We start from the raw sequence: 13889 nt of genomic DNA, 5'->3' as shown, positions 1-13889 counted from the left end.
TTGCCGTTGATTGCAGCAGGTGCAGGGCTGCAAGCCCTGCCGAAACCCCTCTTACCCCACCTTNGACNGTTNCNTGCGCGCGTCCAACCACGGAAAAGAAAAAAGAAAAGCAGAAGCGGGTCGCTCGCTGCGCTCGCTCTGTGTCGACCAACGGTCGNCACCTACCAACAGCCGCGCGTGCCAACAATNGCAGTTGCCAGTAGATCCACGCCATGCGTGGATGATTCATTCGATACCTGACAGATGTGCCGACCAACGGTCGGCACCCACCAACAGCCGCAGGAATCTGTCAGAGGTGGGGCGGTGTGGGTGGNCAGGACACGCCGTACACCCATCCGTGGGGGCTCGATGGCGCCATCCATGGCGCCAACGGTCCTGCCCACCCACACCGCCCCACCTCTGACAGATTCCTGCGGCTGTTGGTGGGTGCCGACCGTTGGTCGGCACATCTGTCAGGTATCGAATGAATCATCGCCCCGCCCTCCCACCGAATGCCNCTTCGGCNTTTGACGTTGCCGNTGATTGCAGCAGGTGCAGGGCTGCAAGCCCTGCCGAAACCCTTCTTACCCCGCCATCAACGCTTCGATCTCGTCGGCGCTGCGTTCCAGGCCTTCGGTCAGCACGCGATGGCCGTCATCGGTGATCAGCACGTCATCCTCGGTGCGGATGCCGATGCCGCGCCAGCGCGGCTCGACCGTCGTATCGTCCGCGCCGATGTACAGCCCCGGCTCGATGGTGAAGGCCATGCCCGGCTCCAGCAGGCGCGAATCGCCGGCCAGGCGGTAGTCGCCTACGTCGTGCACATCCAGCCCGATCCAGTGCCCGGTCTTGTGCCGGTAGAAGCGCTGGTACAAGCCTTCGGTGAGATTCTTTTCCAGCGTGCCCTTCAACAGGCCCAGCTGCAGCAACCCCTCGGTGAGGGTCTGCACCGCCGCCAGATGGCCCATTTCGTACGCCACGCCCGGTTTGGCCTGGGCAAGCGCTGCCGCCTGCGCGGCACCCACCAGATCATGCAGCGCGCGCTGCTCGGCGCTGAAACGACCATTGACCGGGAACGTACGGGTGATGTCACTGGCGTAGCCGCGGTACTCGGCGCCGGCATCGATCAACACCAGTTCACCGTCGCGCGAGCGTGCGTTGTTGTCGCGGTAATGCAGGATGCAGGCGTTGCGGCCGGCACCGACGATGCTGCAGTACGCAGGCACCGCGTCGTTGGCACGGAACACCCGCTCCAGCTCGGCCTGCAGTTCGTACTCGTGGATGCCCGCCTTCGCACTCTGCATGGCTGCGCGATGCGCCAGCACACTGATGTCGGCCGCGCGCTGCATCAACGCCACCTCGGCACCGGACTTGAACAACCGCTGCTCGTGCAGCAGATGGCCCAGTTCCAGGAACTCATGCGGCGGCTGCGCACCATGACGCACCTGCGAACGTACGCGGTTTACCCAGCCGATCAGCTTCAGGTCGAAATCCGCATCGCGGCCGAAGTGGTAGTACACCCGCGAACGCCCTTCCAGCAGGCCCGGCAGGATGTCGTCCAGGTCGGTGATCGGGTAGGCATCGTCCATCGCGAACTGCGCCACGGCGCCTTCCTGGCCGGCGCGACCGCCATCCCAGGCTTCGCGCGCGGGATCGCGCTCGCGGCAGAACAGGATCGCTTCGCCGTGGCGACGGCCGGGAATCAGCACCAGCACCGCTTCCGGCTCCGGGAAGCCGCTCAGGTACTGGAAATCCGAATCCTGCCGGTACGGATAATGGGTATCAAGGCTGCGCACCTTCTCAGATGCCGCCGGCAGCACCAGGATCGCGTCTTCGCCCGCCATGTCCATCAACTGCCGGCGACGACGCTTGTACTCGCCGGCAGCGATGCCGGTGCGCTGCTTGATATCCATCAGTTCAGGCGCTGCCGATGGCGCGCGGCCAGCACCACGTCACCGTGCAGCAGCAGCACCGCCACGCGGATGAACTCTTCGATCTCCGACAGGGCTTCGTCGTCATCATCACCGCCCGCTTCAAAATCCTCGCTCGAGGCGCGGGCCAGGCTGGCCAGGTCGTTCAGCGCCTCCTCGCCTTCTTCGGACAGGGCCGGCCGGTGGCCGCCACTGCCCAGGCCGAAGCCACCCAGGAAGGAACGGGTCCAGCTGAACATGGCGTCCGCCTGCGCGGCCACGTCGCTGCTGTCGGTCAACAGCAGCTCGAAGGCGAAGTCCCGGTCTTCCAGCTGCTTGATGGTGGCCTCCAGCAACTGCGCCAGCGCGCTGCCGGCAGCCGCCTGCGGCAGGTTGTCGTCGGCCAGCACACGCGCCGGCCAATCGTTGCCAGGAGCACCGCCTGCGGCCAGCCAGCCGCACAGCCCGCCATGCAGCTCGGCAGCAGTGGCGCCCAGGCCCAGTTCCTGGCTGGCGCGGGTAACGTCGTCGACGGAGGGAAGTTCGATCATCGTGCGGCTCGTTCGGAAGGGAAAACGGCAGAGCGCGCGCGCGCCCGTGAGCCGGGTAGTGTAGCAATGTGTCCGCCTGCTCTCCGTGGCCGCCGGGGGCCTGCTGCGACAGTGCTTGACCGCCCTGACCCGGCTTGCCTATCGTGCGGGCATGGAACCCGCCGATCCCCTTGCCCAGCTGCAGGCCTTCGCCGCCCGTGTGGAGGCGTTGCTCGACCGCAACCTGCGGCTGGCCGAGGAGAACCGCAGCCTGCGCCACCAGCAGGAACAGCTGGTGGCCGAGCGCTCGACGCTGCTGGCCAAGAACGAGCAGGCGCGTTCGCGGGTGGAAGCGATGATCACCCGGCTCAAATCACTGGAGCAGCACACATGAGTGCCGAACCGGTCAGCGTCCGTATCCTCGACCGTGAATACACGGTCGGCGTTGGTGGCGATGAACGCGACAGCCTGATGGCGGCGGCCCGCCTGCTGGATGCGCGCATGCGCGAGATCCGCGGCAGCAACCGGATGGCCGCGGTGGACCGCATCGCGGTGCTGGCGGCACTCAACCTGGCGCACGAACTGCAGCTGCTGCGCGATGAGAACGCCCGCCAGGCGGTCGCCCTGCAACAGACCCTGGCCGACCTGAACCGGCGCCTGGACCGGGCGATCGACAGCAGCACGTGAGATAGGCGCGGAATGCGCCTTCTCTTTTCTGAATTGGCACGCACTGTTGCCGACGAACGGCCTATCCAGATCACGCGCGGTAGCTATAATGGCCACGCGTTCTCTGCGGTACTCGACGGCATGTGCAAACATTCGCCTTGTCCCTTAAGAACGACACCGGGAGCGCGACAGCGCCGGGAGTGCAGGTCCGCCTTGCAGCGGGAAGCCCGATGGTTCTCCAGCGTTCCCACTTGAGCCCCCGGGTTCAAGGTCGTTTCGCATGCATCGACATTGCGGAGAATGCAATATTCCAGCAAGGGCGGCGTCTTCGGGCGTCGCCCTTGTTCTTTCCGGCACAATGACGGCTGTTCCTTGCCGCACGCTGCCATGACCGACCCGCGCCAGGCCCTGCGCCACGACCTGCGGCAACGCCGCCGCGACCTTTCCGCCCCCGCCCGTATCGCCGCTGCCGAATCGCTGGCCGATGCGCTGCTGGCGCTGCCGTTCGCCCCGCGCGAAGGCGCCGTGGCCGGCTACTGGGCGCTGGATGGCGAAATCGCCCTGCACCGCTGGCAACTGCAGCTGCCCGATCGCTTGACCTACTGCCTGCCGGTGCTGCACGGCGACGTGCTGCGCTTCGCGCCCTGGCGCCCCGGCCAACCGTTGACCAGCAACCGCTACGGCATTCCCGAACCGGACATCGCCCTCGAAGACATGCTGGAACCGGCGCAGATGGCCCTGGTGGTGACGCCGCTGGTGGGCTTCGACGCACGGTGCCGGCGGCTGGGCATGGGAGGTGGCTGGTATGATCGCAGCTTCGCCTTCCGCCATGATCGGCCGGCGCCACCCTGGCTGGTCGGCGCGGCATTCTCGGTGCAGCAGGTCGAGTCCTTGCCGGTGGCGTCCTGGGACGTGCCGGTGGATGCGATCTGCACTGAAGCCGGCACCCTGCTCCCTTCCGCTGCCCCCGTGAACGCATGACCGCCCGCAAGCGCTACTGGCTGATGAAGTCCGAACCGGACGCCTTTTCCATCGATGACCTGGCCAAGGTCAAGGTTGAACCCTGGAACGGCGTGCGCAACTACCAGGCGCGCAATTTCATGCGCGATGGCATGCAGGTCGGTGACGGCATCCTGTTCTACCACTCCAATACCAAGGTGCCCGGCATCGTCGGCCTGGCCACGGTGGCCAGCGCGGCCTACCCCGATGACACCCAGTTCGATCCGAAATCCGACTACCACGATCCCAAGAGCACGCGCGAGAACCCGCGCTGGATGCTGGTGGACGTGGCCTTCGAGCGCAAGCTCAAGCAGGTGATCGCGCTGGACGAGATCAAGCTGCATGCCGAGGAACTCGGCGAAGGCTTCCCGCTGGTTGCCAAGGGCAACCGCCTGTCGGTGTTCCCGGTGACCGCTGCGCAGTGGAAGCTGCTGCTGTCGCTGGAAAAGAAATCCTGATTCCCTGCCTGAGAGCTCTCCGCAATGTCTGAAGCCAAGCGCCTGGCCGCCGAAAAGGCCATCGAGTACGTCGAAGACGGCATGATCGTCGGTGTCGGCACCGGTTCCACCGTCGCCTATTTCATCGATGCGCTGGCCCGCATCCAGCATCGCATCAAGGGTGCGGTGTCCAGTTCCGAACAGAGCACCGCGCGCCTGAAGCAGCATGGCATCGAGGTGATCGAGCTGAACCACACCGGTACGCTGTCGCTGTACGTGGATGGCGCCGACGAGTGCGATCCGGGCAAGTGCCTGATCAAGGGCGGCGGCGCTGCGCTGACCCGCGAGAAGATCATCGCCGAGGCCAGCGAGCGCTTCGTCTGCATCGTCGACCCGAGCAAGCAGGTACCGGTGCTGGGCAGGTTCCCGCTGCCGGTGGAAGTGATCCCGATGGCACGCAGCCTGGTTGCCCGCCAGATCCGCGACATGACCGGCGGCCAGCCGACCTGGCGCGAGGGCGTGGTGACCGACAACGGCAACCAGATCCTGGACATCCACAACCTGCAGATCACCGATCCGGAAAAGCTCGAGCGTGAGCTCAACCAGCTGCCGGGCGTGGTCTGCGTCGGCCTGTTCGCACGGCGCCGTGCCGATGTGGTGATCGTCGGCGGCGAGCCGCCGATCGTGCTCTGACCCTTTCGAAGGACCCTGACGATGTCGTTGCTGCGCTCACTGCTGATGCTCCCGCTGCTGGCCCTGACCGGCTGCGCCACCGATGCTGCCCGCCACTGGGTGGAACTTGACGGTGCGCGCTATGACGTTGAACTGGCCACCAACGATGAAACCCGTGCGCGCGGATTGATGTTCCGCGACCAGATGGCCGAGAACCACGGCATGCTGTTCGTGCATGACCGCGAGGAAATGCAGGCGTACTGGATGAAGAACACCAAGATCGCGCTGGACATCCTGTACTTCGACAGCGAGCGGCGGCTGGTGAGCCAGCAGCGTGACGTGCCGCCGTGCTCGGCCGGCGACATGTGCCCGCCCTACCCCAGCGGCGGCCCGGCCCGGTACGTGCTGGAGCTCAACGCCGGCCAGGCCGAGAAGCTCAAGCTGAAGGATGGCACGGAGCTGAAGTTCGGCCCGGGCATCGAGAAGTAGGGGGCGGCCGGCGCCTGCGGTCCTGCAAGCCCACACCGCCCCACCTCTGACAGCTTCCTGCCGCTGTTGGTGGGTGTCGACCTTGGTCGACACAGTAGATCCACGCCATGCGTGGATGGGGACACGTGGGGGATGATGAATTCACGCCACGCTGCTTGAAACCGCCTGCGATTGCCGCCAGTCTGTGGACATGCAGGACCGGATCACACTCCCCGACTGGGATGCACTGGCCGACTTCGACGACGAGGCGCTGCCACTGCTGCCGACCGCGCTGCTGATCGCGCGCGATGAATATCCTGATCTGCAGCCGTCGACCTACGATGCGCTGGTGCAGAGCCACGTCGAGCACCTGCGCGCCGAGGTGGACAGCATCGAGCACAGCCCGCTGAAGATGGCGGCCATCAACCGGCATCTGTTCGATGAGCTGGGCTACAGCGGCGACCACCAGGAGTACTACGACCCGCGCAACAGCTACCTCAACCAGGTCTTCGAGCGCCGTCTGGGCAATCCGATCTCGCTGGCACTGGTGCAGATGGAGGTGGCGCGGCGGCTGGGCATTCCGTTGGACGGCGTGTCATTCCCCGGTCATTTCCTGGTGCGCCTGCCGGTTGACGATGGCGTGCTGGTGATGGACCCGTTCAATGGGGGCCGACCGCTGGACGTGGACGAACTGCGCGAACGCGCCAGATCGCACCTGGGCGGGCAGATGCCCGACGACCAGGTGCTGGCGCAGATCCTCGATCCTGCACCGAGCCGCGCGATCCTGATCCGCATGCTGCGCAACCTGCATGGGGTCTATGCCGAGGCCAGCGAGTGGGATCGTGCCGCGCGCAGTGCCGACCGCCTGCTCAAGCTCGCCCCCGAACAGGACGATGCGCTGCGCGATCGCGGCCTGGCCTACCTGCAGTTGGACTACCTGGCCGGCGCGCGCAACGACCTGGGCCTGTACCTCAAGCGCAACCCCGAGGCCAGCGACGCGCAATGGCTGCGCGAGAAGCTGATCGACCTGGGCGGACCGGTACCGCGGCTGCATTGAGGTTGTCCGGTGTGCAGACCAACGGTCCACACCCACCACCAACGATCCGCCCCACCGGTAGCGCCGGGCCGTGCACGGCGGCGATTGCGATCAATCGATCTCGACCATCTCGAAATCGTCCTTGGTCACGCCACAATCCGGGCAGGTCCAGGTCTCGGGAATGTCTTCCCAGCGCGTGCCCGGGGCGATGCCCTCTTCCGGCAGCCCATCCGCTTCCCGGTACAGGAATCCGCAGACCACGCACATCCAGGTACGCAGGGTGGTGGGGGTGGCTTCGCTCATCGGATAATCAGGGCTGGATTCACGGGCCGCCATTGTCCCATCGCGGTCCACTCACCGGTAGCCATCGATGCCTTCTGCTTCCCCGGCGCCCCGCGGCGTCTACCTGATCACCCCGGATGAACCCGATACCGCCCGGCTGCTGGCGCGCACCGCGCCGCTGCTCGCCGCCGGCGCCACCTGGCTGCAGTACCGCAACAAGACCGCCAGCGATGCCCTGCGGCGGGAACAGGCCACGGCCCTGCAGGCCTTGTGCGCCGCCCACGGCGTGCCGCTGATCGTCAACGACGACCCGGCGCTTGCCCAGGCCATCGGCGCGGCGGGCGTGCACCTGGGCGGCACCGACGGTGATATCGGCGCCGCACGCAGCCTGCTCGGCCCTGACGCCATCATCGGCGCCTCCTGCTACGACCAGCTGGCCAACGCCGAGCGTGCCGTGGCGGCCGGCGCCAGCTACGTGGCCTTCGGCGCGTTCTTCCCCACCACCACCAAGGTCACCAGCAGCCGCGCCCACCCCGACCTGCTGCGGCAAAGCGCCGCACTGGGCGTGCCGCGGGTGGCGATTGGTGGCCTGAGCCCGGACAATGTCGGTCCCATCATCGATGCCGGCGCCGACCTGCTGGCCGTGGTCAGCGGCATCTACGCCGCGCAGGACCCGGTCGCGACCCAGCGCGCCTACCTCGCCCGATTCGATACGAAGCAGTAACCCCAGGAAACCCCATGAACCACGACCAGTCCCACGCCCTGTTCTCCCGCGCCCAGCAATTGCTGCCTGGCGGCGTCAACTCACCGGTGCGCGCGTTCAAGTCGGTCGGTGGCGAACCCTTCTTCGTCGAGCGCGCTGACGGCGCCTACCTGTACGACGTCGACGGCAACCGCTACATCGACTACGTGGGGTCGTGGGGCCCGATGATCGTCGGCCACAACCACACCGCCGTACGCCAGGCGGTGAAAAAGGCGATCGACAACGGCCTGTCCTTCGGTGCGCCGTGCGCAGCGGAAGTGACCATGGCCGAGACCATCACCCGGCTGGTGCCGTCGTGCGAGATGGTGCGCATGGTCAACTCCGGTACCGAAGCCACCCTGTCGGCGATCCGCCTGGCGCGCGGTGCCACCGGCCGCAGCTGCATCGTCAAGTTCGAAGGCTGCTACCACGGCCACGGCGACTCGTTCCTGGTCAAGGCCGGCAGCGGCATGCTGACCCTGGGCGTGCCGACCTCGCCCGGCGTGCCGGCCGGCCTGAGCGAGCTGACCCTGACCCTGCCCTACAACGACTTCGAGGCGGCCACCGCCCTGTTCGAGGCACGCGGCAGCGAGATCGCCGGCCTGATCATCGAGCCAGTGGTGGGCAACGCCAACTGCATTCCGCCCCGCGAAGGCTACCTGCAGCACCTGCGCGCGCTGTGCACGCAGCATGGCGCGCTGTTGATCTTCGACGAAGTGATGACCGGTTTCCGCGTTGCCCTTGGCGGTGCGCAGGCGCACTACGGTATCAGCCCGGACCTGACCACCTTCGGCAAGATCATCGGTGGCGGCATGCCGGTGGGCGCCTACGGCGGCCGCCGCGAGCTGATGCAGCAGATCGCGCCCGCTGGCCCGATCTACCAGGCCGGCACGCTCAGCGGCAACCCGGTGGCGATGGCCGCCGGCCTGGCCATGCTGGAGCTGATCCAGCAGCCGGGTTTCCACGACGATCTGAGCGCGCGCGCCGCACGCCTGTGCGCGGGCCTGGAAGCCGCCGCCGCCGATGCAGGCGTAGCGGTGACCACCACCCAGGTGGGCGCGATGTTCGGCCTGTTCTTCACCGCTGAGAAGGTGGAGACCTACGCCCAGGCCACGGCCTGTGACATCCCCGCATTCAACCGCTTCTTCCACGCGATGCTGGACCAGGGTGTGTTCCTGGCACCGTCGGCGTACGAGGCCGGCTTCCTGTCCAGTGCACACGATGATGACGTGATCGAGGCCACGCTGGCAGCGGCACGCGTGGCGTTCAAGGCGGCCAAGGGCTGAACCCGGCCAGGCAGGTGCCGACCNNGGTCGGCACCTGCCTGGCCTCATCCACGCATGGCGTGGATCTACTGGATCGATGTGCTTCATCCACGCATGGCGTGGATCTACTGAGCTGCGTCTCTGGAGTAGAGCCACGCCATGCGTGGCTGCTGTGCACTCAACCGAAGACGAACTTGCCCTTCATCATCGCGAAGTGGCCGGGGAACGAGCAGAAGAACGTGTAATCGCCGCCCTTCTGCATGCCCTTCGTGGAAAAACGCACGCGGGTGGTCTCGCCACCACCGACCACCTTGGTGTGGGCCAGCACGCGCTTGTCGGCCTTCGGCAGGTAGCTGTCGGCCAGGGTCATGCGCATGCCTGCCATCGCCACCGGCTGGTAGTCGGCGGTGCGGGTCAGCACCCAGTTGTGGCCCATTGCGGTGGCGGCCAGCCTGCCGGTGTGGCGCAGGGTCAGGTCGATTTCGCTGCAATCGGCGGCCACCTTGATCTCCCGGCTGCTGAAGCTCATCTGGTCGGTGCTGTCGATGCTCACCGCACATACGCGCGCCATCGCCGATGGCGCCAGCATCAGCGCACCCAGCCCCATCGCTACCATCCAAGCCTTCATCTTCGCGTCTCCTGCTGGTTCGGTGGTCATTCTAGGCAGACGCCTGGCCACCCGGCTGCGACCGTGTGTCGCAGTGGTGGTCCAGGGTTTGCGTGCGGATAGGGCAATGGCATGCTCGACCGATGCGGATCGATCTTCTCCTGCTCGATGTTGATGGCGTGCTGCTGCACTACCAGCGCGCACAGCGCGTGCTGCATCTGGCGCAGGCGCTGGACGTGCCGACCGCGCGCGTGCAGGCCGCGATGTACGACAGCGGGCTCGAAGCCGCACACGACAGCGGTACGCTGGATGGCGCGCGCTATCTGGCCAAGCTGGGCGAACGGCTGGGCACAACGGTAACGCTGCACACCTGGATCGCCGCACGACACGCGGCCAGCCACCCGCAGCACGCCGTGCTGCAACGGCTGCATGCCCTGCAGGTGCCGATGGCGGTGCTGACCAACAATGGTGCCTTGATGACGCAGGCGCTGCCGACGCTGCTGCCGGAGCTGTTTCCCATGCTGCACGGCCGGGTCTTCTGCAGCGCGGACTTCGGCCTGCGCAAGCCTGCGCCGGAGGTGTTCCTGCGCACGCTCGCAGCCCTCGAGGTGGCACCGGCGCACACGCTGTTCGTCGATGACCTGTTCGTCAACGTGCGCGGTGCACGCGCAGCGGGCCTGCACGCGGAAACCGTGCAGGACGGACGCGGACTGGGCAAGGTGCTGAAGCGCTACGGGGTGCGGTAGCGCCGGGCCATGCCCGGCGAGCGCAGCGGAAAAGCAACGCCAGGCATGGCCCGGCGCTGCCTTGGTCAATGATCAGCGCGCTGCAACGAACGCGGCAATCGCCGCGCGCAGGCGCTTGAGGCCTTCGGCCACTTCTTCGTCGGTGATGTTCAGCGACGGCACGAAGCGCAGCACGTCCGGGCCCGCCTGCAGGGTCAACAGGCCCTGCTCCGCAGCGTGGTCGAGAATGGCACCGGCCTGGCCAGCGAACGCCTTGCTCAGCACCGCACCCAGCATCAGGCCGCGACCGCGCACCTCGCTGAACACCTTGAACTCATCGTTGATGCGGGCAAAGCCATCGCGCAGGGCCTTCGACTGATGGCTGACATTGGCCGCGATCTCGGCCGAGGCCAGCTTGCGCAGCGCCACGCGGGCGACGGCCGCGGCCAGCGGATTGCCGCCGAAGGTGGTGCCGTGGGCACCGAACTGCATGGTCTCGGCCACCTTCGGGCCGGCCAGCATCGCGCCGATCGGGAAACCACCGCCCAGTGCCTTGGCCAGGGTCACCATGTCCGGTACCACGTCATCCTGCCAATGCGCGAACAAGGTACCGGTACGCCCCATGCCGGCCTGGATCTCGTCCAGCACCAGCAGTGCGTTGTGCTGGTCGCACAGTTCGCGCACGCGCTTGAGGAAACCGGACTTGGCCGGCATCACCCCGCCCTCGCCCTGGATCGGCTCCAGCATCACCGCCGCCACGTCGCCGGCGGCCATCGCCGTTTCCAGCTGCACGTCATCGTTGAAGTCGATGTAGCGGAAGCCACCCGGCAGCGGCTCGTAGCCTTCCTGGTATTTCGGCTGCGCGGTAGCGGTCACCGCGCCCATGGTGCGGCCGTGGAAGCTGCCGCGGAAGGTGATGATGACGCGCTTGTCGGCCGCGCGGCCCTGGCTGGAGGCCCACTTGCGGACCATCTTGATCGCCACTTCGTTGGCTTCGGCACCGGAGTTGCACAGGAACACGCGCTCGGCGAAGCGGCTGGCCTTTACCAGTTCCTCAGCCAGGTGCAGTGGCGGCGCGCTGTAGAACACGTTGCTGGTGTGCCACAGCTTGCCGGCCTGTTCGACCAGCGCCGCGACCAGATCCGGGTCGTTGTGGCCCAGGCCGCACACGGCGATGCCGGCGGCCAGATCGATGAACTCACGGCCCTGGCTGTCCCACACGCGGGCGCCCTGGCCTCGCTCCAGCACCACCTGGCGGGGCTTGTACACCGGCAGGTAGTAGTGCGACAGGGAGATCAGCGGATCGGTAGCGGCGGTCATGGCGGTCAGCAGGGTTCAGGAATGCCCATTCTCGCGCTGGAACCCGTGCGGCACAATGCACGCATGCGACCGTTTTCCGCCCCCCAGCTGAACCCCGCCACCGAGACCGGCTGGCGCCGCCGGTGGTTCGACATCATCTACCGCCACGACAGCCGGCCCTCGCGCAATTTCGACCTGCTGCTGGTCTACGCGATCATCGCCAGCGTGCTGGTGGTGATGTTCGACAGCGTGCAGCGCTTCCACATCGCCCATGCCGACTGGCTGTACGTGCTGGAATGGGGCTTCACCATCCTGTTCACCGCCGAATACGTGCTGCGCCTGGCGGTGGTCAAGCGCCCACTGCGCTACGCGGTGAGCATCTGGGGCACCATCGACCTGGCCTCGATCCTGCCGACCTACCTGTCGCTGTTCATTCCCGGCGCACAGAGCCTGCTGGTGGTGCGTGCACTGCGCATCCTGCGCGTGTTCCGCATCCTCAAGCTGACCCGCTACATCGAAGAAAGCGGCGTGCTGATGCAGTCGCTGTGGCGCAGCCGGCGCAAGATCCTGCTGTTCCTGTTCACGGTGGTCACCATCACCATCATCGCCGGCACGCTGATGTACGTGATCGAGGGGCCGAACCATGGCTTCACCAGCATTCCCAGCAGCATGTACTGGGCAGTGGTGACGATGGCCACGGTCGGCTTCGGCGACATCGTGCCGCAGACCGTGCTCGGCCGCTTCGTCACCTCGGTGCTGATCCTGATCGGTTACAGCATCATCGCCGTGCCCACCGGCATCTACACCGCCGAGCTGGCCAGCACCATGCGCGATGCCGAGCTGGCCGCGCGCCGCGATGCACGTGGCTGCCCGCACTGCGGGCTGGAAGGCCACGAGCCGGATGCGAGGCACTGCCGGAAGTGTGGCGGGCAGCTACCGGATACGTTCAGCCACTGACGATGAGCCCGGCCGACGGTCGGGCCCACCGTGGGCAGCGCAGTAGATCCACGCCATGCGTGGATGAAGCCTGCTGCATCCACGCATCGGGTCAATCCAACGGCGCAATCCATGCCGTTGCTGGTGGTCGGCAGATCGTTGCAGACCGCGACCACCCTCAACCGTGCCCCTCAAGGCGCCCGGCCCGGGGGCGCCTCATCCAGCTCGTGCAGGCCTGGAATGGCGGCGCCGCGCCGGATTACTGGCGATTGCTCTGGAACACCAGTGCGTTGTAGATGTGCAGCAGTCGCCCGGCCGAGCCGCTCGGCGCCATCGAGGGCGAATCAAGCATGCGTCGTTCGAAGTCCGTGTAGGGCGTGTTCGCGCTGACCCGCTGCAGCCGCTCCTTGCCTTCGCGGCGGAAGTTCTCGGCCTCGCGTTCAAAGCTGTTCCAGTCCAGCTTGCCCGGCTCCTGATCGGCCACCTTGGCATGCGCTTCGTCGGAAATGCGGTTGAAGGCGTCCAGCCGCTCCCGTGCCCGGGCCGCGTCGAAGTCGTCCTCGCTCATCATGTCCATGATCGCTTTCGCTTCCAGCATCATCGCCAGTCGGTAGTACTCGCGGGTGCGCCCTTCGGCCTGTTCCAGCGCCTTGAGCTGTTCGCGCTGGGCAGCGTCGTTCTGGCGCTCCAGTTCGACGTTGAAGGTTTCACTGGCAACGACGAAATCCTTGAAGGCGGTCATCAACGGCGCGTGCAGCTGCTTGCCCTTGGCAAACTTGTCGTCTTCGTAGTCCTGGCGCTCGTAGTAGTCGTGGGCTTCCTTGCTGATCGGCACCAGCGCCTTCAGCGCCTGCTGGTAGTGGCCCGCAGCGGCATCGAGATCGGCAAGCGCCGGCTTGGCAGCGATCGCCTCGGTCACCGGGGCGTCGCATTGCTTCATGTCGTAATCGCCGATCTCGAACGGCCCGTACACGTTCGTCTCGCGCCCGCTGGGGCCGGCGTCGACGTCCTTGATCCAGCGCGTGTAGGACTGGATGCTGCCGTGCATTTTCGAATCAAGCGCGTTGAAGCAGCCGATGTAGGCGTTGAGCTTTGCGGTCAACTGCTGCTGTGCGTCGGCTGGCGCCGTGCTGGCCTCCGGCTTGCCGGCGGAACCCGCGTCCCCGGCGCTTGCGGGCGCCTTGCCACCACAGGCAGCCAGAAGAAGCGACAGCGAAGCGGCCAGCGCCGCGATGGAAAGAGTACGTGACATGGGCTCACATCCCTGTTGAAAACGATTACAGCCGCGCATTCTAGCGCAGCGGGCCGAGGTCCGCAGCCATGGGCCTTTTCCCAG

General features: G+C 66.6%; 17 protein-coding genes and 1 other RNA gene. 12 read left to right on the top strand and 6 right to left on the bottom strand.

Annotated elements, in window-relative coordinates; translation table 11 throughout:
* Positions 1-563: 563 nt before the first annotated feature.
* Together TEP_RS03595 and TEP_RS03590 are read right to left on the bottom strand one after the other, a co-directional pair.
* On the bottom strand, positions 564-1886 hold the full coding sequence (locus TEP_RS03595) for an aminopeptidase P N-terminal domain-containing protein (protein WP_132826441.1): 1323 nt from the start codon (positions 1884-1886) through the stop codon (positions 564-566).
* A 5-nt stretch (positions 1887-1891) separates the two neighbouring features.
* The gene (locus TEP_RS03590) at positions 1892-2440 is read right to left on the bottom strand and encodes a UPF0149 family protein (RefSeq protein WP_132824297.1); all 549 of its coding nucleotides are present in this window, start codon (positions 2438-2440) and stop codon (positions 1892-1894) included.
* 151 nt (positions 2441-2591) lie between these two features.
* On the opposite strand from TEP_RS03590, the gene TEP_RS03585 reads away from it, so the two are divergent.
* The 8 genes from TEP_RS03585 (at position 2592) to TEP_RS03550 (ending at position 6718) form a co-directional block, all read left to right on the top strand.
* Positions 2592-2813, top strand: coding sequence for a TIGR02449 family protein (locus TEP_RS03585; RefSeq protein WP_049469000.1), 222 nt, complete (start codon positions 2592-2594; stop codon positions 2811-2813).
* The gene (locus TEP_RS03580) at positions 2810-3106 is read left to right on the top strand and encodes a cell division protein ZapA (RefSeq protein WP_025874199.1); all 297 of its coding nucleotides are present in this window, start codon (positions 2810-2812) and stop codon (positions 3104-3106) included. Before TEP_RS03585 ends, TEP_RS03580 begins: the two co-directional genes overlap by 4 nt.
* A gap of 97 nt (positions 3107-3203) precedes the next feature.
* Positions 3204-3389: non-coding RNA, 6S RNA (gene ssrS / locus TEP_RS03575), on the top strand.
* Between the two features lie 83 nt (positions 3390-3472).
* Positions 3473-4066 (top strand): 5-formyltetrahydrofolate cyclo-ligase, encoded by a 594-nt coding sequence (locus tag TEP_RS03570; protein ID WP_132824296.1) that lies wholly within the window; start codon positions 3473-3475, stop codon positions 4064-4066.
* Positions 4063-4542, top strand: a complete 480-nt coding sequence (locus TEP_RS03565) for an EVE domain-containing protein (protein WP_132824295.1) — start codon at positions 4063-4065, stop codon at positions 4540-4542. Before TEP_RS03570 ends, TEP_RS03565 begins: the two co-directional genes overlap by 4 nt.
* A gap of 24 nt (positions 4543-4566) precedes the next feature.
* Complete coding sequence (gene rpiA, locus TEP_RS03560; RefSeq protein WP_032976728.1) at positions 4567-5214, top strand: ribose-5-phosphate isomerase RpiA; 648 nt, start codon at positions 4567-4569, stop codon at positions 5212-5214.
* 21 nt (positions 5215-5235) lie between these two features.
* Positions 5236-5682: a DUF192 domain-containing protein gene (locus TEP_RS03555; protein ID WP_132824294.1), complete on the top strand. Its 447-nt coding sequence runs from the start codon at positions 5236-5238 to the stop codon at positions 5680-5682.
* Between the two features lie 190 nt (positions 5683-5872).
* Positions 5873-6718, top strand: a complete 846-nt coding sequence (locus tag TEP_RS03550) for a SirB1 family protein (protein WP_117311309.1) — start codon at positions 5873-5875, stop codon at positions 6716-6718.
* Between the two features lie 90 nt (positions 6719-6808).
* Here TEP_RS03550 and TEP_RS03545 read toward each other — a convergent pair whose 3' ends face one another.
* Positions 6809-7033, bottom strand: coding sequence for a rubredoxin (locus TEP_RS03545; RefSeq protein ID WP_025874193.1), 225 nt, complete (start codon positions 7031-7033; stop codon positions 6809-6811).
* A gap of 34 nt (positions 7034-7067) precedes the next feature.
* Here TEP_RS03545 and thiE point away from each other — a divergent pair, with 34 nt between their 5' ends.
* On the top strand, positions 7068-7703 hold the full coding sequence (thiE, locus tag TEP_RS03540; protein WP_132824293.1) for a thiamine phosphate synthase: 636 nt from the start codon (positions 7068-7070) through the stop codon (positions 7701-7703).
* A 14-nt stretch (positions 7704-7717) separates the two neighbouring features.
* Positions 7718-9007 carry a glutamate-1-semialdehyde 2,1-aminomutase gene (hemL, locus tag TEP_RS03535; RefSeq protein ID WP_132824292.1) on the top strand — a complete coding sequence of 430 codons (1290 nt, stop codon included), beginning with the start codon at positions 7718-7720 and terminating at the stop codon, positions 9005-9007.
* Positions 9008-9164: 157 nt separating this feature from the next.
* Here hemL and azu read toward each other — a convergent pair whose 3' ends face one another.
* Positions 9165-9614 carry an azurin gene (gene azu, locus TEP_RS03530; protein WP_132824291.1) on the bottom strand — a complete coding sequence of 150 codons (450 nt, stop codon included), beginning with the start codon at positions 9612-9614 and terminating at the stop codon, positions 9165-9167.
* Positions 9615-9736: 122 nt separating this feature from the next.
* Here azu and TEP_RS03525 point away from each other — a divergent pair, with 122 nt between their 5' ends.
* Positions 9737-10339, top strand: a complete 603-nt coding sequence (locus tag TEP_RS03525) for an HAD-IA family hydrolase (protein WP_132824290.1) — start codon at positions 9737-9739, stop codon at positions 10337-10339.
* A 72-nt stretch (positions 10340-10411) separates the two neighbouring features.
* Here TEP_RS03525 and TEP_RS03520 read toward each other — a convergent pair whose 3' ends face one another.
* On the bottom strand, positions 10412-11638 hold the full coding sequence (locus tag TEP_RS03520) for an acetylornithine transaminase (protein WP_132824289.1): 1227 nt from the start codon (positions 11636-11638) through the stop codon (positions 10412-10414).
* A gap of 63 nt (positions 11639-11701) precedes the next feature.
* Here TEP_RS03520 and TEP_RS03515 point away from each other — a divergent pair, with 63 nt between their 5' ends.
* Positions 11702-12574 carry an ion transporter gene (locus tag TEP_RS03515; RefSeq protein WP_132824288.1) on the top strand — a complete coding sequence of 291 codons (873 nt, stop codon included), beginning with the start codon at positions 11702-11704 and terminating at the stop codon, positions 12572-12574.
* Positions 12575-12812: 238 nt separating this feature from the next.
* Here TEP_RS03515 and TEP_RS03510 read toward each other — a convergent pair whose 3' ends face one another.
* A complete protein-coding gene (locus TEP_RS03510; protein ID WP_132824287.1) occupies positions 12813-13805 on the bottom strand; it encodes a YiiG family protein in 993 nt (330 codons plus the stop codon).
* Positions 13806-13889 lie beyond the last annotated feature (84 nt).

This window comes from Stenotrophomonas sp. TEPEL (assembly GCF_004348785.1).
GTDB classification, from domain to species: Bacteria; Pseudomonadota; Gammaproteobacteria; order Xanthomonadales; family Xanthomonadaceae; genus Stenotrophomonas; species Stenotrophomonas indicatrix.
The sequence above is the reverse complement of the archived record's forward strand: the minus strand, read 5'-3'. Positions and strand labels throughout refer to the sequence as shown.